This window comes from Ruania halotolerans, from assembly GCF_021049285.1.
GTDB lineage: Bacteria > Actinomycetota > Actinomycetes > Actinomycetales > Beutenbergiaceae > Ruania > Ruania halotolerans.
Genome location: NZ_CP088017.1, coordinates 2,057,198 through 2,081,551, shown reverse-complemented (window position 1 = coordinate 2,081,551; position 24,354 = coordinate 2,057,198). Strand labels below are relative to the sequence as shown.

General features: G+C 67.4%; 28 protein-coding genes. 10 read left to right on the top strand and 18 right to left on the bottom strand.

Going from position 1 to position 24,354, the window contains the following annotated elements:
- Position 1 precedes the first annotated feature (1 nt).
- The gene (locus LQF10_RS09195; protein WP_231067168.1) at positions 2-1,435 is read right to left on the bottom strand and encodes an HNH endonuclease signature motif containing protein; all 1,434 of its coding nucleotides are present in this window, start codon (positions 1,433-1,435) and stop codon (positions 2-4) included.
- A 324-nt stretch (positions 1,436-1,759) separates the two neighbouring features.
- Between LQF10_RS09195 and LQF10_RS09190 the strand changes: the two genes are divergently transcribed.
- The 5 genes from LQF10_RS09190 (at position 1,760) to LQF10_RS09170 (ending at position 6,836) form a co-directional block, all read left to right on the top strand.
- On the top strand, positions 1,760-2,899 hold the full coding sequence (locus tag LQF10_RS09190) for a hypothetical protein (protein WP_231067167.1): 1,140 nt from the start codon (positions 1,760-1,762) through the stop codon (positions 2,897-2,899).
- Positions 2,896-4,173: a sensor histidine kinase gene (locus LQF10_RS09185; RefSeq protein WP_231067166.1), complete on the top strand. Its 1,278-nt coding sequence runs from the start codon at positions 2,896-2,898 to the stop codon at positions 4,171-4,173. Before LQF10_RS09190 ends, LQF10_RS09185 begins: the two co-directional genes overlap by 4 nt.
- On the top strand, positions 4,170-4,802 hold the full coding sequence (locus LQF10_RS09180; RefSeq protein ID WP_231067165.1) for a response regulator transcription factor: 633 nt from the start codon (positions 4,170-4,172) through the stop codon (positions 4,800-4,802). Before LQF10_RS09185 ends, LQF10_RS09180 begins: the two co-directional genes overlap by 4 nt.
- A gap of 160 nt (positions 4,803-4,962) precedes the next feature.
- The gene (locus tag LQF10_RS09175; protein ID WP_231067164.1) at positions 4,963-5,676 is read left to right on the top strand and encodes a response regulator transcription factor; all 714 of its coding nucleotides are present in this window, start codon (positions 4,963-4,965) and stop codon (positions 5,674-5,676) included.
- Positions 5,673-6,836 carry a sensor histidine kinase gene (locus LQF10_RS09170; protein ID WP_231067163.1) on the top strand — a complete coding sequence of 388 codons (1,164 nt, stop codon included), beginning with the start codon at positions 5,673-5,675 and terminating at the stop codon, positions 6,834-6,836. The genes LQF10_RS09175 and LQF10_RS09170 overlap by 4 nt, the downstream gene beginning before the upstream one ends.
- Before the next feature lie 234 nt (positions 6,837-7,070).
- Here LQF10_RS09170 and LQF10_RS09165 read toward each other — a convergent pair whose 3' ends face one another.
- The gene (locus LQF10_RS09165) at positions 7,071-7,691 is read right to left on the bottom strand and encodes an L-threonylcarbamoyladenylate synthase (protein ID WP_231067162.1); all 621 of its coding nucleotides are present in this window, start codon (positions 7,689-7,691) and stop codon (positions 7,071-7,073) included.
- Between the two features lie 68 nt (positions 7,692-7,759).
- On the opposite strand from LQF10_RS09165, the gene LQF10_RS09160 reads away from it, so the two are divergent.
- Positions 7,760-8,539, top strand: a complete 780-nt coding sequence (locus LQF10_RS09160; RefSeq protein ID WP_231067161.1) for a class I SAM-dependent methyltransferase — start codon at positions 7,760-7,762, stop codon at positions 8,537-8,539.
- Between the two features lie 22 nt (positions 8,540-8,561).
- Here LQF10_RS09160 and LQF10_RS09155 read toward each other — a convergent pair whose 3' ends face one another.
- From LQF10_RS09155 to LQF10_RS09120, 8 genes are all read right to left on the bottom strand, one after another.
- A complete protein-coding gene (locus tag LQF10_RS09155) occupies positions 8,562-9,083 on the bottom strand; it encodes a MerR family transcriptional regulator (protein WP_231067293.1) in 522 nt (173 codons plus the stop codon).
- Positions 9,084-9,323: 240 nt separating this feature from the next.
- On the bottom strand, positions 9,324-9,854 hold the full coding sequence (locus tag LQF10_RS09150) for a bifunctional nuclease family protein (RefSeq protein WP_231067292.1): 531 nt from the start codon (positions 9,852-9,854) through the stop codon (positions 9,324-9,326).
- Positions 9,855-9,930: 76 nt separating this feature from the next.
- On the bottom strand, positions 9,931-10,614 hold the full coding sequence (gene ftsR / locus LQF10_RS09145; protein WP_231067160.1) for a transcriptional regulator FtsR: 684 nt from the start codon (positions 10,612-10,614) through the stop codon (positions 9,931-9,933).
- Between the two features lie 74 nt (positions 10,615-10,688).
- Positions 10,689-11,198: an FHA domain-containing protein gene (locus tag LQF10_RS09140; protein ID WP_435531442.1), complete on the bottom strand. Its 510-nt coding sequence runs from the start codon at positions 11,196-11,198 to the stop codon at positions 10,689-10,691.
- Between the two features lie 114 nt (positions 11,199-11,312).
- Complete coding sequence (locus LQF10_RS09135) at positions 11,313-12,119, bottom strand: DUF881 domain-containing protein (RefSeq protein ID WP_231067159.1); 807 nt, start codon at positions 12,117-12,119, stop codon at positions 11,313-11,315.
- Between the two features lie 174 nt (positions 12,120-12,293).
- Positions 12,294-12,626 (bottom strand): small basic family protein, encoded by a 333-nt coding sequence (locus tag LQF10_RS09130; protein WP_231067158.1) that lies wholly within the window; start codon positions 12,624-12,626, stop codon positions 12,294-12,296.
- Between the two features lie 64 nt (positions 12,627-12,690).
- Positions 12,691-13,566, bottom strand: a complete 876-nt coding sequence (locus LQF10_RS09125) for a DUF881 domain-containing protein (protein WP_231067157.1) — start codon at positions 13,564-13,566, stop codon at positions 12,691-12,693.
- Positions 13,563-14,171 carry a CDP-alcohol phosphatidyltransferase family protein gene (locus tag LQF10_RS09120; RefSeq protein WP_231067156.1) on the bottom strand — a complete coding sequence of 203 codons (609 nt, stop codon included), beginning with the start codon at positions 14,169-14,171 and terminating at the stop codon, positions 13,563-13,565. Before LQF10_RS09120 ends, LQF10_RS09125 begins: the two co-directional genes overlap by 4 nt.
- A 68-nt stretch (positions 14,172-14,239) precedes the next feature.
- Between LQF10_RS09120 and LQF10_RS09115 the strand changes: the two genes are divergently transcribed.
- From LQF10_RS09115 to LQF10_RS09105, 3 genes are all read left to right on the top strand, one after another.
- Entirely contained in the window at positions 14,240-14,581 is a 342-nt protein-coding gene (locus tag LQF10_RS09115; protein ID WP_231067155.1) for a thiamine-binding protein, read from the top strand.
- A gap of 3 nt (positions 14,582-14,584) precedes the next feature.
- Entirely contained in the window at positions 14,585-15,172 is a 588-nt protein-coding gene (locus tag LQF10_RS09110) for a DUF4126 domain-containing protein (RefSeq protein ID WP_231067154.1), read from the top strand.
- A 97-nt stretch (positions 15,173-15,269) separates the two neighbouring features.
- Positions 15,270-15,485 (top strand): hypothetical protein, encoded by a 216-nt coding sequence (locus LQF10_RS09105; protein ID WP_231067153.1) that lies wholly within the window; start codon positions 15,270-15,272, stop codon positions 15,483-15,485.
- A gap of 21 nt (positions 15,486-15,506) precedes the next feature.
- Here the strand turns inward: LQF10_RS09105 and LQF10_RS09100 are convergent, their stop codons facing one another.
- From LQF10_RS09100 to LQF10_RS09090, 3 genes are all read right to left on the bottom strand, one after another.
- Entirely contained in the window at positions 15,507-15,956 is a 450-nt protein-coding gene (locus LQF10_RS09100; RefSeq protein ID WP_231067152.1) for a DUF4395 domain-containing protein, read from the bottom strand.
- Between the two features lie 31 nt (positions 15,957-15,987).
- Entirely contained in the window at positions 15,988-16,416 is a 429-nt protein-coding gene (locus LQF10_RS09095) for a thioredoxin family protein (protein WP_231067151.1), read from the bottom strand.
- Positions 16,417-16,529: 113 nt separating this feature from the next.
- Positions 16,530-17,429, bottom strand: coding sequence for a hypothetical protein (locus tag LQF10_RS09090; RefSeq protein ID WP_231067150.1), 900 nt, complete (start codon positions 17,427-17,429; stop codon positions 16,530-16,532).
- 287 nt (positions 17,430-17,716) lie between these two features.
- Between LQF10_RS09090 and LQF10_RS09085 the strand changes: the two genes are divergently transcribed.
- Positions 17,717-19,204 carry an MDR family MFS transporter gene (locus LQF10_RS09085; protein ID WP_231067149.1) on the top strand — a complete coding sequence of 496 codons (1,488 nt, stop codon included), beginning with the start codon at positions 17,717-17,719 and terminating at the stop codon, positions 19,202-19,204.
- A 58-nt stretch (positions 19,205-19,262) separates the two neighbouring features.
- Here LQF10_RS09085 and LQF10_RS09080 read toward each other — a convergent pair whose 3' ends face one another.
- From LQF10_RS09080 to LQF10_RS09060, 5 genes are all read right to left on the bottom strand, one after another.
- A complete protein-coding gene (locus LQF10_RS09080) occupies positions 19,263-20,114 on the bottom strand; it encodes a hypothetical protein (RefSeq protein WP_231067148.1) in 852 nt (283 codons plus the stop codon).
- A gap of 112 nt (positions 20,115-20,226) precedes the next feature.
- Positions 20,227-21,249: an iron-siderophore ABC transporter substrate-binding protein gene (locus tag LQF10_RS09075; protein ID WP_231067147.1), complete on the bottom strand. Its 1,023-nt coding sequence runs from the start codon at positions 21,247-21,249 to the stop codon at positions 20,227-20,229.
- A gap of 95 nt (positions 21,250-21,344) precedes the next feature.
- Positions 21,345-22,199 (bottom strand): ABC transporter ATP-binding protein, encoded by an 855-nt coding sequence (locus tag LQF10_RS09070; protein WP_231067146.1) that lies wholly within the window; start codon positions 22,197-22,199, stop codon positions 21,345-21,347.
- Positions 22,196-23,245 carry a FecCD family ABC transporter permease gene (locus LQF10_RS09065; protein WP_231067145.1) on the bottom strand — a complete coding sequence of 350 codons (1,050 nt, stop codon included), beginning with the start codon at positions 23,243-23,245 and terminating at the stop codon, positions 22,196-22,198. Before LQF10_RS09065 ends, LQF10_RS09070 begins: the two co-directional genes overlap by 4 nt.
- Positions 23,242-24,342 (bottom strand): FecCD family ABC transporter permease, encoded by a 1,101-nt coding sequence (locus LQF10_RS09060; protein WP_231067144.1) that lies wholly within the window; start codon positions 24,340-24,342, stop codon positions 23,242-23,244. The genes LQF10_RS09065 and LQF10_RS09060 overlap by 4 nt, the downstream gene beginning before the upstream one ends.
- Positions 24,343-24,354: the final 12 nt, after the last annotated feature.

Sequence of the window (24,354 nt, the reverse complement as noted above, 5' to 3'; positions counted from 1 at the left end):
CTTAGGCCGCCTGGGTTTGGGCAGAGACTTCAAGGCCGCTGGGTTTGATGAATCGCCACCGCCCACCACGGCGTTCGATGGTGATGCTCATCTGATGGACCCAGTCATGGTGATGCCAGCACAACAGCACCCCATCCTTGACATCAGTGTTGCCGTGGTGTTCGTACCACCACACCGAGTGGTGGATCTCGCCCCTGCCCGGTGGTGCATGGCAGCCCGGATACTGGCAGTGCCTGTCCCTGGCGATCACCGCCCGTGCTTGACCCGGGGAGAACAACCGGCGTGCTCTGCCCGCATCGAGGATCTCCGACTCGGGACCGAAGATCACCCGGTGGAACTCCCCCTCACACACCAATCGCGCCAACAACGCCGGCGGAATAGGCGTCTCATCAGCCAACGTGGCCGGCTCCGCACCACGCATCACCTCGGGATCAATGCTGGTGCTGATCACCGCACCCTCCAGCGGATCGCTCTCAACCTCGACCTCATCATGGAGAACTCCATCGAGGGTATCCCGCACCACACCTGCAGGGCCGGTGCGTGGGCCGGGATCCAGGCTCGGCACCGGCACCCCCTCCTGCTGGGCCGGATCACTGGCCTCGATCAACCGCTCCAACGTCTCAAACGGCACCGTCACCGCCACATGGGGACGCACTCGCGCCCCCGGTAGCAACTCCCCCGAATCCAACACCTGACGAGCCACGTCCAACAATGCTGCCGCCCGACGTTGCGAGGGCAGCCGTTCATCCCCGGCCGCTGGAATACCCATGCGCGCGGTCAACACCTCGTCCAAGGCGACCCCGCTGGCATCACCCAACCAGCCGCGGAACGCCCATCCACCCATCGTCTTCGACAGGAACATGTGCTCAGCCACCGAGTCCTCCACCCAATCGCGATCCGCGGCCTCAGGGTCCGCCGCCACCGCCCACGCCCGCACCACCTTGGAGAACGATGTCGCATCCATCGCTCTCGCATGCGTCAGCAGGAACTCCTCCCCCATCTGCTCATCACGCAACTGCTCCCGCAGCCGCTCCGTACGCGTCGCATGCGATGACAGTGCCTGCAGATGATCACCACTGATCTCCCCCGCACTCAATGCCACACCCGCGCCAGGCAGATGGTCGCGCACATCTCGCGCGAGCTTCACCTCACGCCGCGCAGCCACCTGATGGTGACCCGTGCGTGTTGCCCACCACGAGGCAAAGGTACGTGCTCCAGACAACGCCCACCCGCCATCAGCCTCCATCGCCCGGGCCACGTTCACCGACAACGCCCCCTGAACCCTGCCCAACTCCTCCACCGCGTTGACCAGCCTGGGCAGTTCTACCGAATCGACCTCACCCAGCAGGTCCAACGCAGCCAGCTCACGAGCCTCGGCAACCAAGGCCTCGACGCGCGCCACCACACTCCCCCGCGAGTGCGTCGTCTGCGCCATCAAGAACCCCTTCCAGTTGCATCAGCATAGCACATCTGTTCGATAGCTGCACGAGCAACCCAGCTCTCCACCGTCATGCGAGTCACCACCGCCGCCTCGCCGAACGAACCACGCCCCGATCCTCACATCCAGGTCTGACATCGCATGGATGTTTCACGCCGTCCCGGATCTCTTCGAACGGCAGCGTTGACGGACGGAGCCACAGCAGGCGCAGCGTTCCGAGGGCTTTCGACACAGCCGGCTCACCCAGGCGGGGCTCTCCTGCCGCCAACGATCACCCAGGTGGGGGACCCGGGGTCTGAGCTCGACGACGATTCTGGATCCATGAACACTCCGACCAGCTCCGCACGACTCCCCCGCCGCCTCATCGGCGTGACAGCGCTCGCGTCGACAGTCCTCCTGGGGCACTGTCTGTTCTGGCTCGCCCAACCGCACCTGAATCCGTACGCCGACGGCCAACTATCCCTGCTCAGTCAGGCGATGTCGCTGCCTGCCTACACTGCGTTGCTCACCGCACTCGCCCTGACCGGCGCGATCGTCGCGGCCATCGGCGCAATAGTCCCCCATCGCGACGGCGCCGCCCGGGCGACCGCACCAGTAGTCGCCGTCGGGATGGCAACCGCGACCGCTGGCCTCACCGGTCTCTCGATGGCCGGTTACCTGGTGGCACTGGCACTCCCGTTCGTCGCCCTGGTCGTGGCGATCGTCGCAATGATCCGGATCCCGCGGGCCCGGGCACCGCTCGGCGGACTGCTGATCGTCGGCGTGGCCGCCGCGGTCATCGTCCGCGAGCCACTCGTGGGTGGGGTATCGAGCGCTGGCGGTGCCCTGCTCGAGCGTGCCGGGATTCTCTGGATCATCGTCCTCACCCTCACGGCCACTGGCCTCTGGGTCGCCTCCGCGGCACTCGCGGCACGATCAAGCACCCCGGGCCGGGCGGCCACAGCCTTCGTCGTACGATTCCGCGTACCGGTCACGGTGCTGGCAGCCCTCGGCCCTCTCCCCTATGCCGTGATCCGACTCAGCTGGCTCACTCCCTGGCCGATCGGCGCGCACCCCAGCGGCGACCCGTCGATCACCGCATGGGGGATGCTGCTCTCCCTCGGTGCCTGGATGGGCTCGGTCCTGACGATTGGCCTGATCCGGCCGTGGGGTGAGCGATTCCCGGAGTGGATGCCACGGGTCGGAGGGCGCATCGTCCCGCCCGCGTTCGCCATCGTCCCCGGCGGCATCGTGGCGGGACTGGTCTGTCTGGCGGCAGTGGGCTGGGTTGCGCTGGCGGGACCGCTCGACGCCTACTTCTGGATCCTGCCGGTCTGGTTCTGGGGTCCGATGTTGGCCCTCGCCGTCTGGGGATACGCCGGACACCGCGCCGTGTCCGCCGAACACCAGCCGAAAGAACCCGGCGCCACGCCGGGCGCTCCCCACAGCCTCACCGTGCCGACCGCAAGAATGGTCCCGTGATCCGGACCTTCCTGCTGCGCGGCGCCTGGTTGATGCTCGGCGCCGCGATCGGCCTCGCCGCCGCGCTCCTGACCGGTACGGTCGCCGGCATCGCCGTGCAGGATTCGACGGCGGTCGGCCTCGCACGGCCCACCGTGCTCGGTGGCGCAGTCGGGGCGTTGCTCGTGGCCGCCGTCGTTGGCCTTTTGCCCGGGGTCAGGGAGATCCAGGTGACGGCGGCCCTCACGTTGCTCAGGGTGCCGGCTCCACTCGTGGTCCCGGAGCCGATGCGTGCGCGTCATCGGGCGGGCACCGCTCTATGGACGGTGCTCCAGACCGCAGCGGGCCTGATCAGTGGATTCTGTGTGTTCGGCCTCCTGCCTGGCGCCGTGCTCACCGCAACCTGGACTGCGTTCGGGAACGAGACGCAGCTCGCCACACTCGGCTGGGAGTATCCCATCTGGCTGTCGGCACTGATCGGCATCGGCCTTCTCGGCGCCGCGATCGCCGGCCCACTCGGATGCGGATGGGCTGCCGTCCGCCTGGCTCCTCTCCTGCTCGGCCCAACGGCGGCCGACCGGCTCGCACTCGCCGAGACTCGGCTCGCCGAGGAACGCCGCCACACCGCCCTCGCTCGGGAGCTTCACGATGGAATCGGTCACGCCCTCTCGATCATCAGCATCCAGGCCGCTGCCGCACAGCGGGTCGTGATCTCCCAGCCCGACCGAATCGATGCCGCCCTAGCAGTCATCGAGCAGACCTCCCGCGGTGCCCAGGACGAGTTGGACCACCTGCTCGGACTGCTGCGCAATCCCGATGCGCCACCCGTACGGGGTACCGTCCGGGCACCGTCAACAGACGACCTGGTTCACCTCGTGGAACGGCACCGCGCGGCCGGCCTGACTGTCGACCTCCGCGACACGCACTCGGGCGTCCCTCAACTCGTGTGGAACACCGCACTGAACATCCTTGCCGAGGCGCTGACCAATGCCCACCGCCACGGCGGTGACGCCCCAGTCACCGTCACCATCGACCAGACCGCCGATGTCCTCGAGCTGCGCGTCACGAATGCGCTGCCGACTGGGGGCCGTCAACCTCGCACCAGCCGCTCTACCCGCGGGATAGCCGGCATGCAAGAGCGTGCCGCCGTCCTGGAGGGTACGGTGACGGCCGGCCCGGTGCCGAGCGGATCTGCCACGGCGGGCACGGCCCCTGCGGGAGCTGACCGAGAGTGGCACGTGGTCGCCACGATTCCCGTGCCGGCAGACTCGCGGCCACGATCGGAGCAGACATGATCACCGTCCTCCTCGTCGACGATGAGCCACTGATCCGCCAAGGCATCCGGATGATCCTGGAAGCCGAACCCGACCTCGAAGTCGTCGGCGAGGCAGGAGACGGTGCCGAAGCCATCGAGATCGTTGGGCGTACTCAGCCCGACGTCGTGGTGATGGACGTGCGAATGCCCGGGATCGATGGTCTCCGGGCCACAGAACTGCTGCTGCGCAAGGCAGATCCACCGAAAGTACTGGTGTTGACGACGTTCGGCCACGACGACTACGTCGAAGCTGCCCTGCACGCCGGAGCGGCGGGATTCTTGTTGAAGCGCAGCACCGCTGACCAGGTCGTCAACGCGGTCCGCACCGTCGCCGATGGGCAGAGCCTGGTCTTCCCGGACCAGGTTCGCATGCTACTGACGACACGTTCAGGGGCGACCTGGCGAGGACCCCGGCTGACCGACCGGGAACTCGAGGTGCTCGCCCTGGTCGCCGAAGGGCTGACGAATGCCGAAATCGCCGCACACCTGATACTCGGTGTGGAGACCGTACGCACACACGTCGCGCACCTGATCGGCAAGCTTGGCGCACGCGACCGGACCAACGCCGTCGTGATCGCATGGACCCACGGGCTCCTGCCCCGGACATGAGCCCCCACCTGCCGCGCCCGAAGGCAGCTCGACACGGGGAATTCCCCCGCCGAACCACGTGATGTTCGGGCGGTGGTGAGGTGGTGACAAACCACGGACAGTAGCGTCGGATGCCACCACCCGGGGAGCCCCACAGGCACGGGCCGCCTATCCTGCGAAGGTGTCCGATCCCGATGACGCCTTGACCGACCGCCGAGTGCTGGTGGTCGAGGACGACCCGACTGTGCTTGAGGTGGCCACGACCTACCTCGAGTCGGCCGGATATCTCGTCAGCCAAGCCACCGACGGGATCGCGGCGATCCGCGCCGTGCAGAAGCGAGAACCAGATCTGGTGGTCCTCGACCGGATGCTGCCTGGGATCGACGGCCTCGAGGTGTGCCGCCGAATCCGCGCCGAGCACCACACTCCGGTGCTCATGCTGACGGCCTTGGGCTCTACCGACAACCGGATCGACGGCCTCGAGGCGGGAGCAGACGACTACCTGACCAAACCATTCTCACCACGGGAACTGGCGCTCCGCGTCCGTTCCATCCTGCGCCGCACGATCGACGAGACCACACCCGAGGCGCCGTTCGACCTGGGCGAGTTCCACCTGGATGCAGCCGCCCGGATCGCCAAGAAGCGCGGTACCGCACTCGCCCTGTCCACGCGGGAGTTCGACCTCCTCGCCTTCCTGCTCAAGCACCCCCGGCAGGCATTCAGCCGCGACGCCCTGCTGCGCGCCGTCTGGGGCTGGGACTTCGGCGACCTGTCCACAATCACGGTGACCGTCCGCCGTCTGCGAGAGAAGATCGAGGACGATCCCGCCAACCCGACCACGCTGGCCACCGTGTGGGGCGTGGGGTATCGGCTCGATGTGGAGCCGGACGCATGATCCCGGCAGGTGACCTTGCGGTCATCATCGCTGTCTCGCTCGCCTGCGCCCTCGGTGCCGGGCTGCTCGGCTTACTCGCCCTGCACCTGACCCGAAGCGCCACCATGGGAGTGCGGATCGTCGTGGTGGCCGCCACCGGCATGCTTGCCGTCGTGGCCGCCATGGTCGCAATCGCTCAGGGTATGTACATCTCCGAACACGATCTCACCGTGCTGCTCTACGTTGCCACGACAGCAGCGTTGAGCTCGTTCGGCCTCGCCCTGGTACTGAGCCGCCTGTTCGCCAGGGAGGCAGCCGAGCTACGCCGGATGGCGCGAGCGATCGGGGCCGGGGAGCGCGTCGAGCACGCCGGCCACCCACGTGACCACTCCGAAATGGCCCGGCTCGCCGACGACCTTGCCACGACGAGCCGCCGCCTCGACGAAGCCCGTGCCGAACTCGCCTCGGCGGATGCCTCCCGCCGAGAGCTGTTCGCCTGGATCTCCCACGACCTGCGCACGCCACTGGCCGGGCTGCGGGTGATGGCTGAAGCCCTTGAGGACGGGATGGCTGCCGACCCCTCCCGATACCACCGGCAGATGCGCTCCCAGGTCGATCACCTCTCCAGCATGGTCGACGACCTGTTCGAACTCTCCACACTCGAGTCAGGCACATTCACCCTGAGTCCCGAAGAGGTCTCGCTGTACGATCTGGTCTCCGATGCCGTCGCAGATCTACGCCCCATCGCCGAGGCACGGGACGTGCGGCTCCGTGCACTCGGCGGCCCCGGACCGGTGATCCTGGGCGATCCACGCGAACTGACCCGGGTGGTGGAGAACCTCCTGATGAACGCCATCCAGCACTCCCCCACAGGCACTGAGGTGTGCCTCGAGACTGCCAGTGATTCCCACGGCAACGCGGTCCTGAGTGTGCTCGACGCCGGTGGTGGCATCGCAGAGGAGGACTTCTCCGAGATTTTCCGAACCGGCTGGCGCGGTACCGACTCCCGAACGCCGCCATCGGTATGGGGCCGCTCCACCGGCGCCGGCCTGGGCCTGGCCATCGTCCGCGGCATCGTCCGGGCGCACCGCGGCGAGGTCAGTGTGGCCAACGTCGGCGCGGGAAGCAGGTTCGAAGTGCGGCTCCCCCTCGCCGGCTCGGGTGAATCCCCTGCCGGCTGACGCCGCAGCGCCAACAGCAGCCCGCAGCGGCCCGGCGAACACGACGATTGGCTCGCGCGATGAGGACGCGCCGGGCGTCGTTCCCTGGTGGGGCGATCGTCAGGACGTCACTCTCGGGCAGCTCCTTGTGCAGGTGAGCGCCGGCCTTGCCCGGCACACGGGGCCTGCCTGGAGACTGTCGCCGAGCAGGCCCTCGACCGATACCAGAGCGGAGGAGGACCACCCGGTGGTGGGCTACTCGAACGGCGTCGGGTCACCTGCGCCGTAACGCACCACCTCTGCCACTCCTTCGGACAGGTCCACCACCGTGGTCGGCTGTTCTCCGCACTCCCCCGCATCGATCACCGCATCGACCAGGTGATCGAGTTCCTCCTTGATCTCCCACCCATCCGTCATCGGTTCCTCGCGGTCCGGCAGCAGCAGGGTGCTGGAGAGCAGCGGCTCGTTGAGCTCGGCCAACAAGGCGTGCACCACCGGATGGTCCGGGATCCGAACTCCGACGGTCTTCTTCTTCGGGTGTAGCAGCCGCCGCGGAACTTCCTTGGTGGCCGGCAGGATGAATGTGTAGCTGCCAGGAGTCGCAGCCTTCACGGCACGGAATACCGCATTGTCCACATGCACGAACTGTCCGAGCTGAGCGAAGTCCGCACACACGAGGGTGAAGTGGTGCCGATCGTCGAGCTTGCGCAAGGACAGGATCCTATCCTTGGCCTGCTGGTTGCCGAGTTGTGCACCGAGGGCGTAACAGGAGTCCGTCGGATAGGCGACGAGGCCGCCATCACGAATGATCTCCGCCGTTTGGCGGATGGACCGGGGCTGCGGGTTCACGGGGTGCACATCGAAGTATCGCGCCATACTCCACCCTAAGCACGGATCAGCAAATGCTCTCGCCCGAAACGGGGCACGCGCGGCAGTCTTGGCGCATGTCATCGAGCACCTCAGCCACTTTCGACCAGCTCGTCGCCGAGGGAGACGCCGTTGCCCTGGACGGGTGGGACTTCTCCTGGTTCGAAGGACGAGCCACTGAAGAGCGCCCACCGTGGCGGTATGCGCAGATGCTGAGCGATCGCATGGCGACCGCCTCGGCGGGGCTGGACCTTCAGACCGGGGGCGGTGAGGTCCTCGCTGAGATCGCCGCTCCCCCGCCGCGCCTTGCTGCCACCGAGGCCTGGGCACCGAACCTCGACGTGGCGCGTGCACGGCTGGCGCCGCTGGGCGCCGACGTGGTGCACGCTCCCGACGACGGCCCTCTCCCTTTCGCCGACGCTTCCTTCGATCTGGTCACCGCCCGCCTGCCGGTGATCACACCGTGGTCTGAGGTGGCTCGCGTGCTCAGTCCAGGTGGGACTTTCCTCTCCCAGCAGGTCGGTCACGCGACCAACATCGAACTGACTCGAGCAATGATGGGCGAGGACACCACGCCCGTCGGCAGAAGACCGCAGGATGCCGCGCAGGCAGCCGCTCACGTCGGGCTCGATGTCGTTGACCTGCGCACCGCACGCTGCCGTGTCGAGTTCTTCGACATCGCCTCCGTGGTGCACTTCCTGCGCAAGGTGCTCTGGACGGTGCCGGACTTCACATCGACCACCTATCGCAGTCAACTCCGGGCCGTCGATGAACAGATCCGACGCGAGGGTGCGTTCGTCAGCCACTCGACGCGCTTCCTCATCGAGGCGCGTCGACCTCCATCAGAGAGCGGCTGAGGAGGGAAACGAAGCGACGAACTCAGCCGATCTTGCGGGCAGCCCGTCGTTTCGCCAACTCGTCGTCGGCTGCGGCGTCGGCGTCATCCTCCGCCTTCTCCGTGGGCAACTCGGCGAGGGTGCCCTCCACCTCACGCCATACACGCCCGACGGCGATACCGAAGACTCCCTGACCGCCCTGGACCAGGTCGAACACCTCATCTGCCGAGGTGCACTCGTAGACGCTCGCACCGTCGCTCATCAAGGTGATCTGGGCGAGATCGTCCACACCGCGCTCGCGCAGGTGTTCAACGGCCGAACGAATCTGCTGTAGCGACACCCCCGTGTCCAGGAGTCGCTTGATGACTTTGATCACCAGGATGTCGCGGAAGCTGTACAGCCGGTGGGTCCCCGACCCGGTCGCCGGGCGGACGCTCGGCTCCACCAATCCCGTGCGAGCCCAGTAATCGAGTTGCCGGTAGGTGATCCCCGCGGCTCGGCACGCGGTCGGGCCGCGGTACCCCGTGGTGGTGTCCAGGTCCGGCAGGGTGTCACCGAACAGCATGCCCTGGGCTCGTTGCGGAACACCCGGGGTGGCGTCTGCCTGTGCGTCGATGCCGCTCACGCCTTCTCCATTCTCAAACCGGACTCACACCACTGTACTCCGCGGTGCCTACGAGGTCGTGCTCAACCCCGTCACCATGACGTTAGAGGTGCAAGACGTGCGGGTCAACGACATGCACGTGTTCGCGTGTCGGCGTGTCGCACGGGCGAGTCTCACCCTCAAGTGAAGGTTGAGACTATGTCACGACTCAGCGCCGTCCTGGTCGGAGAAGTCCTCCGGATCGATCGTGTCAAGAAACTCGCGAAACTCTGCCACTCGTGCATCGGCCTCTTCGTCCGCCAAGGTTCCCGCCAGGTGCACATGCTCGCGATCGTCCTCATCGACGTCGAGCACCACAGCCGCATCGTCGAGAACTGCGTCGGCGCACCACACCTCGACTCTCGCACGCAATGCCACAGCGATCGCGTCGGATGCACGCGAGTCCACGCGCGCGCCGTTCTCGAGCACGACCTCGGCCACGAACGTGCCTTCCCGCAGCTCGGTGATCTCCACCTGGCGAATCTTCGAACCGGCAGCATCCACGCAGGCGACAAGTAGGTCGTGCGTCCCGGGCCGGGGCATCGGCATCCCGGCCTGCACCGTGGCGATCGCTACCGCCTCATGCGGGCCGATCACGATCGGGAGCGATCGCTCACCGGAGTCCTCGTCCAGAATCACGAGCACCTCGTGGTCCGGGGCGTTCAACCGCACCCGGACTCCGAGTAGTCGCATCTTTCGCACACAGCCACGCTACGCTGCAGGCGGCCAGGATGCGATCCGCCGCGCACCGCCGTCGGAAATGGCCGGGTCATTCCAATCGGTCGATGCCTGACTTCAACAGGGCCGTATGCAGGGCGGTCAACGACCGAGCCAGATCAGCAGCCATCGTGTGCGCCTTCGCGCGTGACCCACTGGCCGAAGGACCAGTGCGCTGGGACCGCACCGGCGCCACGATCTGCTCAACCAGGTCGAGTTGGCGATCTGCCGCAGACCGCAGCGTGCGCAGATGCCGATCGTCAATCCCGTACTCCGCGAGTTCATCGGCAAGCCGGACGATCGCCACGACGCCCGCCGGGAACTTCCGCGACGCGTCCGCGATGATCAGACCAGCGCCGGCCAGCGCGACCACCCGTTCGACCGAACAGCCCGCCTGCTCGGCCACCTGGTCCGTGGTCAACCGGCCAGAAGCCGACGGCGCCGCGAGCAACTCACCATCCTCGGTGACCACTCGAGCGCCCGGGGCCGGAAGCTCCGCTCCCCCGGCATCGAGCTCGGTCAGCCGTTCCCGGATCACCTTCCATGGCAGGAACGAGTCCCGCTGGGCAGCGAGGGCGAACCGCAGACGTTCCACATCGGCCAACGAGTAGCGGCGGTACCCGGACGGCGTGCGGTGCGGGCTCACCAGACCTTGATCCTCGAGGAAGCGCACCTTCGACACCGAGATCGCCGGAAACTCCCGTTTGAGGACCGAGAGCGCCCCACTGATGTTCATCGTTGGCGTTCGTGAAACGCCGAACGGCCACCTCTGTTCGTCGCCGTCCTCATGTGCAGATGCGGCGAGGCCGTTCACTGGCTGACGTCACCCGCCCCGGCGTCACTCTGGGTCGCGGTGTTCCGGCGCGGGCTCGGGTGGAAGGTCAGCCGGTACTTGCCGATCTGCACCTCATCCCCCGCCTGGAGAACCGCCTCGTCGATCCGAGTGCGATTAACGTACGTGCCATTCAGACTCCCCACATCGCGCACGGTGAAGACACCGTCGGCCGCCAGGAACTCGGCGTGCTTGCGCGAGACCGTGACGTCGTCGAGGAAGATGTCAGCAGCGGTGTCCCGGCCGGCGGTCACGCGGTCAGCGTCCAGCAGGAACCGGGCTCCCGCGTTCGGGCCGTGCTGCACGATGAGCAACGCCGAGAATGGCGGAAGCGCCTCCACAGCGGAGCGGTCCGAGGCATCCATGGAGCCGGCAGCGTGTTCGTCAACGTCCGGTGGCACCACGCGGCCGAGGGCAGCCGTGGTGTGCGGGCCCGGACCGTTGCCGGCCGGCTCGTGGCCCGCCGGTCCGTGTTCCTGCTCGGTCACTGTGTGCCTCCCGTACCGGACGTTCGTCACTCGCCCGGCCGGGCGAATGCGAAAGAACTATGAGCGCAGACTCTACCTGGGCCACTCTAGTTGCCCATGACGGCGGAGGAAACGTCAGTCGTCGGCTTCCACCGGCTGTGCGTACTCCGGCTCCGGTGCCTCGCGCACCGAGGTGATCTGAACGAGCTCACGCTCGGCCATCGTGACCTCAGCACCGGCGGTGCGCATCCTGGCGAACGCGCCTCCCGGAATGTCCAAGGCGACGCTCAGCGTGTCCGCATCGCCGATCACCCGCCACTCGTACGGCGACTCGATCAGAGTCCCGTTGACCGTGATGCCGTCCACGGTGTCCACGAAGTCCGAGGACACCGTCAAGCGTTCGTCGGAGACTGCGATCGCCTCAGCACCGGCGTTGCGCATCTCCTGAAGCATGTGCACCATCAGCGCTGCACTCACGTCGCCGTCCTCATCGTCGATCCGGACGACCACACCCGGGCCCTCGACCGGGACAGTGCCGGAGAGAATACCCAGGAGATCAGCAAGGTCCTCCTGGACGGCGCGGTCATTCGAACCTGAGAGGAGTCCGTCGCGGTTGCGGGCAAGCTCCTCCGCCTCCTCGGTGAGTTGCTCATTGCGTTGAGTCACTTCATCGAGCAGACGCACCAGATCGTCCTGCCGCAGACCCGCAAACTGGTCATCCTGCGTCTCACGCACCTGCGCCACGATCGCGAATCCGAGCAGCACGCACATCGCTCCGATCAGCAGCCGAGCTCGCATCGTGTAGCCACGGCGGCCGCCGTCTATGGACACGCTCATCGTCGAACCGCTGGGCTTCTCCCTGCCGGCCGTCCGCTGCCGCGGCGCATCGCGGGCAGGCCGCTCGGCGCGGTGCGAGCCTGACTCCGGGCTCCTCATGCTCATGCCCTGCCTTCTTCGCATAAGCACTCCGGTGCCTCACTCCGGCACACCTCGTCCCTCGGCGTACCTACGCGGGGGCTCCTCATGCTCATGCGCTGCCCTTCCTGCATGCGCACTGCGGTGCCTCACTCCGGCACACCTCGTCCCTCGGCGTACCTACGCGGGGGCTCCTCATGCTCATGCCTTGAACACGTGGCGCCGGATCGACGCAGCGTTGGAGAAGATGCGGATTCCGAGCACCACCACCACGGCGGTGCTCATCTGCGAGCCCACTCCCAACTGGTCGCCGAGGAAGACCAGGAAGGCGGCGATCACCACATTGAACACGAAGGAGGTGACGAACACCCGCTCGTCGAAGACCTCCTCCAAGCGCGCTCGGACGGCGCCGAACAGGGCGTCGAGGGCGGCAACCACGGCGATGGGGAGGTAGGGCTGGAGCTCCACGGGAACAGAGGGTTGCAGGATGAGCCCGAGCACCACGCCGACCACGAGCCCGGCCACGGCGATCATTGCACCCTCCCTTCGCCGTCGGTTTTCAGTCTGACATGACGGCGGCGAGCCCAGTGCGCCCCTCTCATGACGATTCCGTCACAACGTCAGGCTGGCCTGCGGTGCCGGCAGGGAGCACGAGCTTGTCCGCCGTCTCGATTGACGAGGCAATGGAGTGGCGGGCAGCCAGTTGATTCAACATCGCCGATGCCTGCGTCCGGGCGAACTCCGTCCGCAGGTCGTCAGGGTCACCGATGACCTCGATCCGATACGGCGAGACCAGCGGCTGCAGGTCGACCAGGACGGCGTCTCCAGCAGTACGAATGGCCGTGTGCCCAGTGAGGCGATGGCCGTTCACGGCGATTGCCTCCGCCCCGGCCGCCCAGAGACCGTTGACGACGAACTGCAGGTCCGAATCCCGCACCCTGCCGTCCTCAGCGCCCGGCTCCTGGTTGCGCGCCTGCACCGAGTCCTCAACGGTGATCACGATGCCCGTGCCCTGGACCGCAGTTGCGCCCGCCCACAGGCCCAAACGGGCGGAGTCGGCAAGGAACTCCTCCGCATCCTCACCCATCGCCTCCGCCTGGAGTTCGGTGATCTCCTGTCGTAGCTCCTCGTTCTGCTCAGCGAGCCGATCACCGATCGCCGTGCGACCCCTGATCTCCTCGACCAATACGTCAGAGGCATTCTCGAACTCCACCGGCGCACGGAGCTCACGCGCCGCCCACACCGCCACCACCCCGAGGAGCACCGCGAGGAGGAAGGTCACGCTGCGCCGCACCGGGGTCTGGGGCGTGGCCACGCCACGCCGGCGCGCATCACTCGCGGCCGCGTACCCGAGGTCCAGGGGCCGCTCCATCACCTCGTTGAGCAGCGTCATCGATGCATCGGGGCGTCGTCCACCGGTCGCGGCGAACCGGGTGCTCGTGGACGTGCCCTGCGGCACGGGATACCGGGTCATGCCGGCATCGCCCTGCCCGTCATCACCTCACGGAACTGGTTGAGATAGAGCAGCCCGGCGGCCCAATAGAGGAAGACACCCCACAGCGCCGCTGCCCAACCGACCACCCACGCCGTCTCGCCCACCGGCCCGCTCAGGTGTGACAGCAACAACAGCGGGAAGGCATACATCAGCGCGAAGGTGCCCGCTTTCCCCGCCACATGCACAGGGAACCCGGGATACCCACGGCGCGCCATCGCGGGCAAGCACAGACCGACGGCAAGTTCACGCGCCAGCAGCACGATCACCACCCACCACGGAATGATCTGCTGAACAGCCAGTCCCAGGATCGTCACCAGAATGAACAGGCGGTCAGCTGAAGGGTCGAGAAAGCGCCCAAGCCGGGATGTCTGATTGAACCGTCGCGCGATCACGCCGTCGAGCCAATCGCTGAATCCGGCACCAACCAGCACCACGAACGCCGGGATCAGGTGTCCCGTCATGATCAGAACGCCGACCACTGGGACCAGCAAGAGCCGCACCATCGAGATGACATTCGGCACGGTGAAGATCCGGTCGGTGACGACCGGTTCCGACCGGTTCTCGCCCCCGGGGATCCTGCTCACACACCGGACTCTATGCGATGCCGCCCGCCCGAGTCCCACGGCCGTGAGGGATCTGGAAGACTGACCTCATGCTGCTCGCATTCTCTGTCGCGCCGATGGGGCACGGTGAGTCCGTGGCCACCGCTGTCGCGGACGCCGTCGCGGTGGTGCGCTCCAGCGGCCTGCCACACCGCACCGATGCCATGTTCACCACGATCGAGGGTGAATGGGATGAGGTCTTTGACGTCGTACGGCGCGCCACTGACGCCGTCTCTGCGCACGGGCACCGTGTTTCGCTGGTGATGAAGGCCGACATTCGGCCCGGCCACCAGGGCGAACTCGATGGCAAGGTGGCCCGGCTCGAGGCGGCCCTGGCCGAACGTTCCGACGCCCTCGAACGTTCCGACTCCGCCGAGCACACCGACGGCTGAACGATGGAACTGCTGACCGGCGGCGGTCTGGCTCTCTCGGCAGGACTGAACGCCTACATCCCCATGATGGTGATGGGGCTTCTCGCGCGGTACACCTCGCTCGTCGAGTTGCCCGCCACGTGGGGCTGGCTGGCGAACGGCTGGGTCCTCATCGTGCTCGGGGTACTACTCGCCGTCGAGGTCGTCGCAGACAAGGTGCCGGCAGTGGACCATGTCAATGACATCCTGCAGACGGTGGTGCGCCCTACCTCCGGCGGTATCGTGTTCGCGGCCGGTTCGGGCGCCATCACGCCTGCGACCACCGACCCGGGCGAGTTCTTCACCAGCGCGGCGGTGGTCCCCCTCGCTTGCGGTGTGATTCTGGCCCTCATCACGCACCTGGGCAAGGCGGGCGCCCGTGCGGGCATCAACCTTTCCACTGCGGGAATCGGCGCACCGGTGGCCTCCACCGTGGAGGACGTCTCCGCCGTCACGTTGACCACGCTGGCCCTCCTGCTTCCCGTGCTGGTACTGGTGTTCGTGGTGGCTGCCGTCGTGGTGATCGTCGCAATGCGACGCAGGACGCTCCGACGCAATAGGTTGGTCACATGATCTTCAGGCTCTGCGAACCCCGGCCGCAGGTGGACCGTGCTCGCGGCTATCACGCGCTCGGGCTGCCCTCCTTCGAGTGCCGCACGGAGTTCAGTCGATGAGCTCCCAGGGGCGGCCACCCGTGCACCGGGACCGTCGCCTGTGGCGGCTCGGTACGAAGCAGATGATCATCACCCTCGTGTTGATTGTGCTGATCAACCTGCTGGCCCACCGCCTTCACCTGGGCTGGACCGGCAGCATCCTCCTGTGCGCAGCAGTGGCCTTCTCATGGCCCTTCGTGGCCACCTGGTGGTCGCGCCGACAACGGCGATAGGCCGGATCCGCGCTGTTCGGCTCACGCCGTGCGTGGTGAACGCACGCGAAGCAGCAGCAGGTACATCTCGCAGCCCAGGCACAGGCCGAACGCGGCATTCAGGAACGCCGCAATGAGCGCGATGCCGGCGAACACCGGAAGCGCCCATGTCACGCCGAGCAGGCCCAGAATCAACCCGACTCCCGTGATCGCCAAACCGATGCCCTGCGCGAACCTCGGGGGACGGGGATCCTCGAGTTCCTGCGGAGCCACGAGCCGTGGCCGGATCAGCACGCGGTAGAGCAATCCCTGCCACGTGCGGCCCACGCCCCCGACGGTGCCCAGCAGGAACGATGCCACGACGACAGCGAGGACCATGAGGCCGCCACTGCCGCCCACCACGATCGCCAGCACCAATAGCGCACTGGTCAAGGCGGCGCCCACGCGAGGGCCGCGGGGATCGATACCGGAGGGTGATGGTGCGGGTCCCATAGTCGTCCTCTCAGTAGAAGGAGCCGGCGAGTCAGTGGAAGGAGCCGGCGAGCGCAAGCGCCTCGCGGGCGCGAGCGGGCGACGGCGGCCCGGTGAGCCGGGTGCGCAACTCACCGTTGCCGTCGAACACCAGGGACGTCGGCGTGCTCAGCACCCCGAACGTCCTCGTGAGGTCCAGGTGCTCGGTGACGTCCACACTCAGGAAGGCATCCGGTTCGGTGACCACCGAACGCCACACCCGCGCGCTGGGACCACACGCAGAACAGTGCGGACCGGAGAACTGCACCACCACCTGACGGGCGGCGGCCGGTATCGTCACGGCGGCGGCGATCGCATCGACGCCGGGAGCGCCGCTGACAGTCCGAGGGTTTCCGCGCCGGTGCCGCACCGCCAACCAGCCACCTGTTGCCACCGCGAGAAGCACGAGCACCGCGATGAATCGGATCAGGAGATCTGGCATTCTGCGAACGCTATCCGCCCGGATCATCGTGCTGGTCGGCTGCTTCTGCGGTCTCGAATGGCGAGATGACCTCCGATCGGCAGGCTCCCCGGCTCACGCTGCCGGGATCGACGTCACTCCAACGCAGCCTGCGCTCGTCGGGCTTCCTCAAGCGCCTCATGTGCTTGCTCAAGCGAGCGAACAGCTTCAGCATGAACCCGGTCGGCCCTGCGACTGTGCCGGTCGGCTCGGTCGGCATCGTGCTCCAGCGCCAACGCCCGGCGATGCAGCTCGTCGGCTTCGGCCCGCAGGCGCCGTGCCGCAGACTGTTCCGCCGCCAATGCTTGCTGCGTGCGCTGTGCGGCGGAGTTCAGGCGCTCGACGCGGCGCTGCGCCGCCAGCACCTCCGCGGCAGCGGCCCGTCGATCCTGCGCACTGGCAGCGCTCGCTCGTGGGCTCTTCTCGGCATCCGGTACCACCACCAACGGTGATCCCGGGCGATGTGCCGCGGGCGGTTCCCCGGTGGCACCCGGTATCGCGGTCGCTTCTCGCAGGTCTGTCACGCTCGTGCCACCGGCGCCGAGTGGCCGCAGCAGCAGTCCGGACAGGACGGCCGCTTCGATGCTCTCGTCGGCCAACGCCCCTTTCAGCGTTTCCTCGACCTGGGTGCACGTGGCGGCGCTGAGGTCTGGACCAAGCTCACTGCACAAGGCACGCAGCTCGCGTACCACGCTGGGCACGAGCGTGCGACGACGTCCGGTCAGCTCACGCAGTCCGGCAGCGTCCCGTTGTTCGTGCGCCTCGCGTAGCGCCTGCCCCAGGTCGACCAGCTGCGCTACGCGCTCGGGCATTCGCCGGGTCAGCACGTTCAGGGCCCACGCAGCTCGCACCGGTTTGACCAGTGCACGTACTCGACGGGCGGCCTCGGCATTCCCGACCGCGTCGAGCCGGTTCGAGACGACATCCCGAGTCCGCACGAACTCCTCAGGAGGTACGGCGTAGATCTCGCTTGCCGCACGCCGCAATTCGTCCATCGCAGCTCTTCACCTCCCCAGCCGTCGGTGCTCGATGGCATTCTTGCATCGCACCACAACGGACTGACCCGCGAGGGGGCAACTGGGAACCCACTGCCGCTCGATCCCGAAGGCCACGAGTATTCACTAGCCATCCCGCCTTGCCCCGTTGCAGAATCGACACGCCGTGCGACCAGCGCCCTTGAGCGCGCACTGGAGTCGTCGGGTACACCGTGCTTGCCACAGCCCGGATCCACTCGCCGCGCGCCGCCCCATCTCTGACCGCTTCGACCTTCAAGGACTGTGCCGTGACCGATTCCAGCTACTCCGAGCACACGGTCTCTGGCACACCAGCCACCGGGCAGGAACGGCTCGATCCGCAGACCAAACTCGTGATCGGCCTGCTGCTCGTCTCTTCATTCGTGGTCATTCTGAACGAGACCATCATGAGCGTCGCCATTCCGAGCATCATGATCGACCTGGGCGTCACCGAGAGCACGGGTCAATGGCTCTCGACGGCATTCATGCTCACCATGGCCGTGGTGATCCCGGTGACCGGGTATCTCCTGCAACGATTCCACACCCGCACGATCTACCTCACGGCGATGGCCCTGTTCACCGCGGGAACCCTCACGGCTGCGGTCTCCGTCGGGTTCGGGATGCTCGTGCTGGGCCGCGTCATCCAAGCCAGCGGGACGGCCATGATGCTGCCACTGCTGATGACGACGCTGATGACCGTGGTGCCACCGGCGCTACGGGGCAAGACGATGGGCAACGTCTCGATCGTGATGGCCGTCGCACCCGCGGTCGGTCCGACCGCCTCGGGGGCGATCCTCGCCGTGATGCCGTGGTCGGGAATCTTCTGGGTGGTACTGCCCATCGCGGTGGCCGCGCTGGTTCTCGGCGGGCGCAAGATCCCCAACGTGACGACGCCACGGGCGGTCCCGCTCGACGTGTTCTCGATCGTGCTCTCCGCGTTCGCATTCGGTGGTCTGATCTACGGCCTGAGCACTCTCGGTGAAGCGGCGCACAGTGAACCGTTCCTCCCGGCGCCTGTTCCGATCACCATCGGCGTGGTGATGCTCGCCCTGTTCGTGACACGTCAGATCGCGTTGCAACGCCGCGATCGCGCGCTACTTGACCTGCGTGTCTTCACCTCACGAACGTTCACCGTCGCACTCACGATGATGCTGCTCATGATGATGGCGCTGTTCGGCACGATCATCCTGTTGCCCATCTACCTGCAGAACGTCCTTGGGCTCGAACCCCTCGCCATCGGTGCCATCCTTCTTCCTGGGGGCTTGGCGATGGGCCTGCTCGGGCCGATCGCCGGACGTGTCTACGACCGGTTCGGGCCCCGCGTGCTCGTCACACCGGGGGCGATCGTCGTCAGCGCCGCGCTGTGGAGTCTCACGCTGCTCACCGCGGAAACGCCCGCTTCGATGGTGCTCGGTGCACACGTGCTCCTCAGCCTCGGCCTGGGCCTATTGTTCACCCCGCTGTTCACCACGTCCCTCGGCTCGATTCCCGCACACTTGTACTCCCATGGCAGTGCCATCGTCGGGGCAATGCAACAGCTCGCCGGAGCCGCAGGCACGGCGCTGTTCGTGGTACTCCTGACGATCAACCGGGTGGCCGCAGCCGATGGTGGGGCCGACGTGGTTCATGCCACGGCCGCCGGTACCCGTGCCGCATTCATGTGCGGCGCGGTGATCTCCTTGACGGTGATTGTGGCCTCGTTCTTCATCCGTTCAGCAGAGCAGCCCGCCCAGGAGGAGCAGGTACTCACCCACTGAGGGTTCACGCCTTCCCGGCCGTGCGGGCAGTGGGCCCGGAACCCGCATCGTGTGTGGCTCAGCCGCCGATCTCGGCGCGAACACCGACCGTCGTCTCCGTCACGATGAGCTCGACGTCCCGCACGGTTGCACCACCGAAGGTGAACGCGCCCAGATCGACCTGGTGCCCCTCCCAGCGGGCGAGGCGGCCACGCAGGGCCGGCAGCGCCATGCTCACCAACGGGCTGGTGCTGGTAACCTCGAGGTCAGCGAGTGTGACCACCATGTCCGTACCGACCGACGCGGTGGCCGTTCCGGTAACGGAGGCCCGCAGGATGCCGCGCCGCAGGGCGACATCCACCTCGATCTCAGCGCGCCGATTGCTCGCCCGGATCACTCGCAGTCGTAGGTCCGTCAGGGTGAAACCCGTGGCCGCGAGGCGTTCGCTTGCCAGGGCGGAGACCACTCCTTCGAGGTCGGCGAGCGGAGACGATGCCTCGACTCGGCCACTGACCGCTCGGTGGTCGTCGGCGCGGTCGTCGGCTTCGAACCACCATTGGCCGTCCTCGCGGCGGCGGTAGCGCACTGGGAGATTCTCGACCTCGGCGCTGACCGTGACCGGCACCTCCTGGACGGTGACCGGTTCACCACGGAGGGTGAGGCGGTCCACGCGGGTGAGGGAACTCTCCTCGGCTGGTTCGGCGATCTCATCCTTCTCGCGCACGCCGATTCGCACGCCAGTGAGGTCGAGGTCCAGCTGGGCGATTGGTCGGGCCGCCGCGCCAGTGGTGCCGGCGTCGCCGTCACCGAGCCGGCTGTGCACGCCGATCTCGCCAGCCTCGGGCCGCAGGATCTGCTGCAGCCCTCCCGCCAGGCGCTGATCGAGATCCACGGCGGTGTCGGGGACGGTGCCGGATCCGAGCGGGAACATCTGGCCTCCAGGGATATATCGATAGGTCGCGCGCGACCCGCACGCCGACACTTACAGACAGCAAGTCCCGACCGCTCCCCCGAACGGCCGGGACCTGCCTTCCGCCACCGTGTCAGGACACGTGTGTGGCGGCCTCACTGATGATCTGCAGGTAGTCCTCCAACCCCCACGTCACCGACAGTGCCGTGGGCGGCGACATCGCCGCGATGAGCGGGTCACCCACCACCGGCGCCACCGCCCCCGATGCTACCGCGGGAATGGCCTGTGCATAGGACTGCGCCAGGAACGCATCGACCTCGTCCTGGCTCGAGGCGTACATGACGATCAGGTCACTCTCCAGCCGTGAGGTCTCCTCGTAGGACAGGGTGTAGAAGAAGGTCTCGTTGCCCACGGCAAGCTCCTCAACCGACGGCGCGCTCTGCATGCCGAGATCGGTCAGGAAGCCGACGCGCGGGTCCGCACCCTTGTAGACGTAGAACGTGCCGCCGAGATCCCAGACCGCTGCAACGGTGAGCCCGTCCAGCTCGGGGTGCGCAGCGGCAGCCTCGGTGAGCTGGGAGTCGATGTCTGCCACGAGCGCCGTGGCTTCATCGGCCAGCCCGAGCGATTCTCCGACGATGGTGACGACGTCCCGCCACGGTGTGGTCCAGGCCTCCTCCGGGTACACCACGGTCGGAGCGATCTCGGTCAGCAACTCGTACTGCTCTTCGGTAATCCCGGAGTACGGCGCCAGGATCAGATCGGGTTCAAGGGCGTCGATCTCTTCGTAGGCGGGCTCTTCGATGATCTCGGGAATCATCGCTGGAGCCGACTCTGTACCAGCTAACGCCTCGGCCACCCACGGCAACATGCCATCGTCGTCAGCGGCGTAGGACTTGGCCTCAATGCCCACGGGGACGACCCCAAGGGCGATGGCCGCCTCAGTGGAGCCCCACCCGAGGGTGACCACATCCTGCGGTGCCTCGGCGATCTCCGTGGAACCGAATGCGTGATCGATCGAGACACTCTCCCAGGCGCCCTCGGCGCCCGGCGCCCGATCGCTCGATTCCTCGGGGGCAGATTGCCCGCCGCTGCAGGCAGCCAGGGCAAGAGCCGCTGCGATGGCAGCGACGGTCAGGCTGTGACGTCGGGACACACGCACTCCATTCAGACAAAGGGATCCTGCGACGCCGCCCGCGCAACTGGGCACGAGCAGACGATCCGTCAGCAGTGATTCAGGTAAGCCTAACCTTATACGGAAACGGCGATGTCCGGTGACACCACAGCTCGTGCTCCGTGGAAGCGCCCGACGGGCACCACCATCGGGGCGCCGCACACCGGATCGGCCACCACCTGCGACTGCACACCGAACGCATCACGGACCACGTCTTCGGTGACGACCTCAGCAGGCGGACCGCTGATGAGTACCCCACCCGCACGCATCACCACGAGATGATCGGCGTACCGAGCGGCCATGTTGAGGTCGTGCAGCACCATCACCACTGTGGTGCCGCGTTCGGAGTTGAGCGCGTGCACCAGGTCCAGCACATCCACCTGGTGGGCAAGATCGAGATAGGTGGTCGGTTCATCCAGGAGCAGCACATCCGGGTCCTGCGCCAGGGCCATCGCGATCCACACCCGCTGGCGCTGCCCGCCCGAGAGGGTGTCCACCCGGCGCTCGGCCAGGTCCAACGTGGAGGTCACGCGCAGGGCCTGGGCCACCACGTCGTCGTCTCCACCGCTCCATGGCCTGAACCACCCCTGGTGCGGGTAGCGGCCACGGCCCACCAGGTCTGCCACGGTGATCCCCTCCGGGGCGATCGGCGCCTGAGGCAGGATGCCCAATACGGTGGCGAGGCGTTTGGCGGGCAACTCGTGCACGGCGCGCCCATCCATGGTCACAACGCCGCCGGTGGGGCGCAGCAATCGAGCCACGCCTCGCAGCAACGTGGACTTCCCGCACCCGTTCGCTCCCACGATCACCGTGACCTGGCCGGACGGCACATCCAGATCGAGCTCGGAGACCACCGCCGTCCCGTCATAGGCGAGGGTCAGGCACTCCGCGCGCAACTCATGGGCTACCTTGCGTCCGCTCGTCGGTCTCATCCGCGCGTCCTTCCACTCGTGGCCAGCAGCCACAACAAATACGGGGCACCGACGGCGCCGGTGACTATTCCGACCGGGATGTTGAAGCTCGCCAAGAGCTGGTCGGTCACCAGTCCGGCCAGCAGCACCACGAGGGCACCGATCAGGGCCGCGGGCGCCAGGGCGCTACCTGACTCCGGCAGCATCCGGCGGGCAATCGGAGCACTGACGAACGCCACGAAGGCGATCGGTCCGGCGAAGGCCGTCGCCACCGCGGCCAAGGCAACTGCAACGACGAGAATCAGTACCCTGGTCCGGTTCGCTCGCACACCGAGCCCGCTGGCGGTGTCGTCGCCCAGATCGAGCGCTCGAAGCCGGGACACAGCCAGCGCCGCGAGCGGCACCAGCACCATGAGCGCCACCGCGAGGGTGGCCACGGCAGACCATGCCGGCGTGCCGATCGAACCGACCATCCACACCAGAGCAGACCGCGCATCGTTGACTTCGGTCCGGGTGAGCAGGTAGCCGATCCCTGCGTTGGCCACGAAGGCCATCCCCACGCCGATGAGTACGAACCGCAGCCCGGAGAGTCCGTCGCGCCAGGCGAGCACCACGATCAGCGCCGCCACGGCCACGGCACCCAGGAACGCTGCCAGGGAGACCAGGGCGCCGGATACTCCGAGCACGAGGATCGCCCAGGCACCCGCGAGGGACGCGGCGGCGTTTACCCCGAGGATGTCCGGGCTGGCGAGGGCGTTGCGCAGTACCGACTGGAACAAGCCGCCCGCCAGCGCGAAGGCGATACCCACCAGAATGCTCAGGGCGGCGCGCGGCAAGCGCAGCCGAATGGCGAAGGAACGCTCGGCGCCTGGTAGGCCGAGCAGTTCGCCAAGGTGACCGACTACCTCACCCGCCCCGGTGCCCCAGGCCAGGGTGAGCCATCCGGCCACCAGGACGGCCGCCGTCAGCGATCCGATCACGGCGCGGTATCGACGCCGCTGGCGCGCTCGGGCGCGGCGCAACACCAGGGTGCCCAGATCTGCGGGCCGGCCGGTCCGCTCGCTCATTGCACACCCCCCGATCGCCCACCGCCGAGGTTCGCTCGGCGCACGATCGCGATCATCACCGGCGCTCCGACGGCGGCCACCACCAGTCCCGCCTCGAGCTCTCCCGGGCGCACCAGCGCACGGCCGAGCACGTCCGCCACCAGCAGCAATGCGCCCCCGGCCGGGAGCGCATAGGCGAACATCCACCGATGATCCGGCCCCGTGGCCGCCCGCACCGCGTGCGGGACCACCAAGCCCACGAAGACGATCGGTCCGGCAAGCGCGGTTGCCGAGCCGGCGAGTAGCACCACGGCCACCACGGACAACGCGCGAGAGGTGCCCACCCGGACGCCGAGGCCGCGTGCGACATCCGTGCCGAGTGCGAGCAGGTTGAGCCAGCGTGTACTCACAGCGGCGAGGACGAAGCCGGCGATCAGGAAGGGCAGCAGCGAGCCCAGCATGGACGACTGCGTGGTGCCATCGCGTCCGGCCAAGGATCCGACCGACCAGAATCGATAGGCATTGACCGTCTGCGGGTTGGACAGCAGGAGCAGCATGATCAGTGACGTCACGCCGGCGGTCACTGCCGTACCGGCCAGGGCAAGCGTGACCGGCGTGGCTCCGTCGCGAGAACCGGCACTGACCAGATACACCAGCACCGCGGCACCAGCTGCTCCGAGGAAAGCGAAGGGAAGGAATGCCACCGGGCTGTTCACGCCCAGGAATGTGATGGCGAGTACCACAGCGAAGGCGGCTCCTGCGTTCACTCCGAGCAGGCCCGGGTCTGCCAATGGGTTACGGGTCAGGCCCTGCATCAGTACCCCTGCCGCCCCCAGCGCGGCGCCGACCGCAAGTCCCACGACTGTGCGAGGAAGCCGCTGATCGATGATCACGTCATGCTCGACGTTCCCCGGAACGTAGTCCACCAGGGCAGCCCAGACCACGGTCAGGCTGATCTCCCGGGCCCCGACGGCCAGGCTGGCCCCGACCAGGAGGAGGACCAGCAGGGCGAGGCCACCTCCGCCGAGTATCCGACGACGTGTGGAGGTGCGCAGTATCGAGGTGGCCGCACGGGGTGGGGCAGAGCCGGGCACCGACGGCGCGGAAGGGAAGGTCATGGCAGTGGGTGT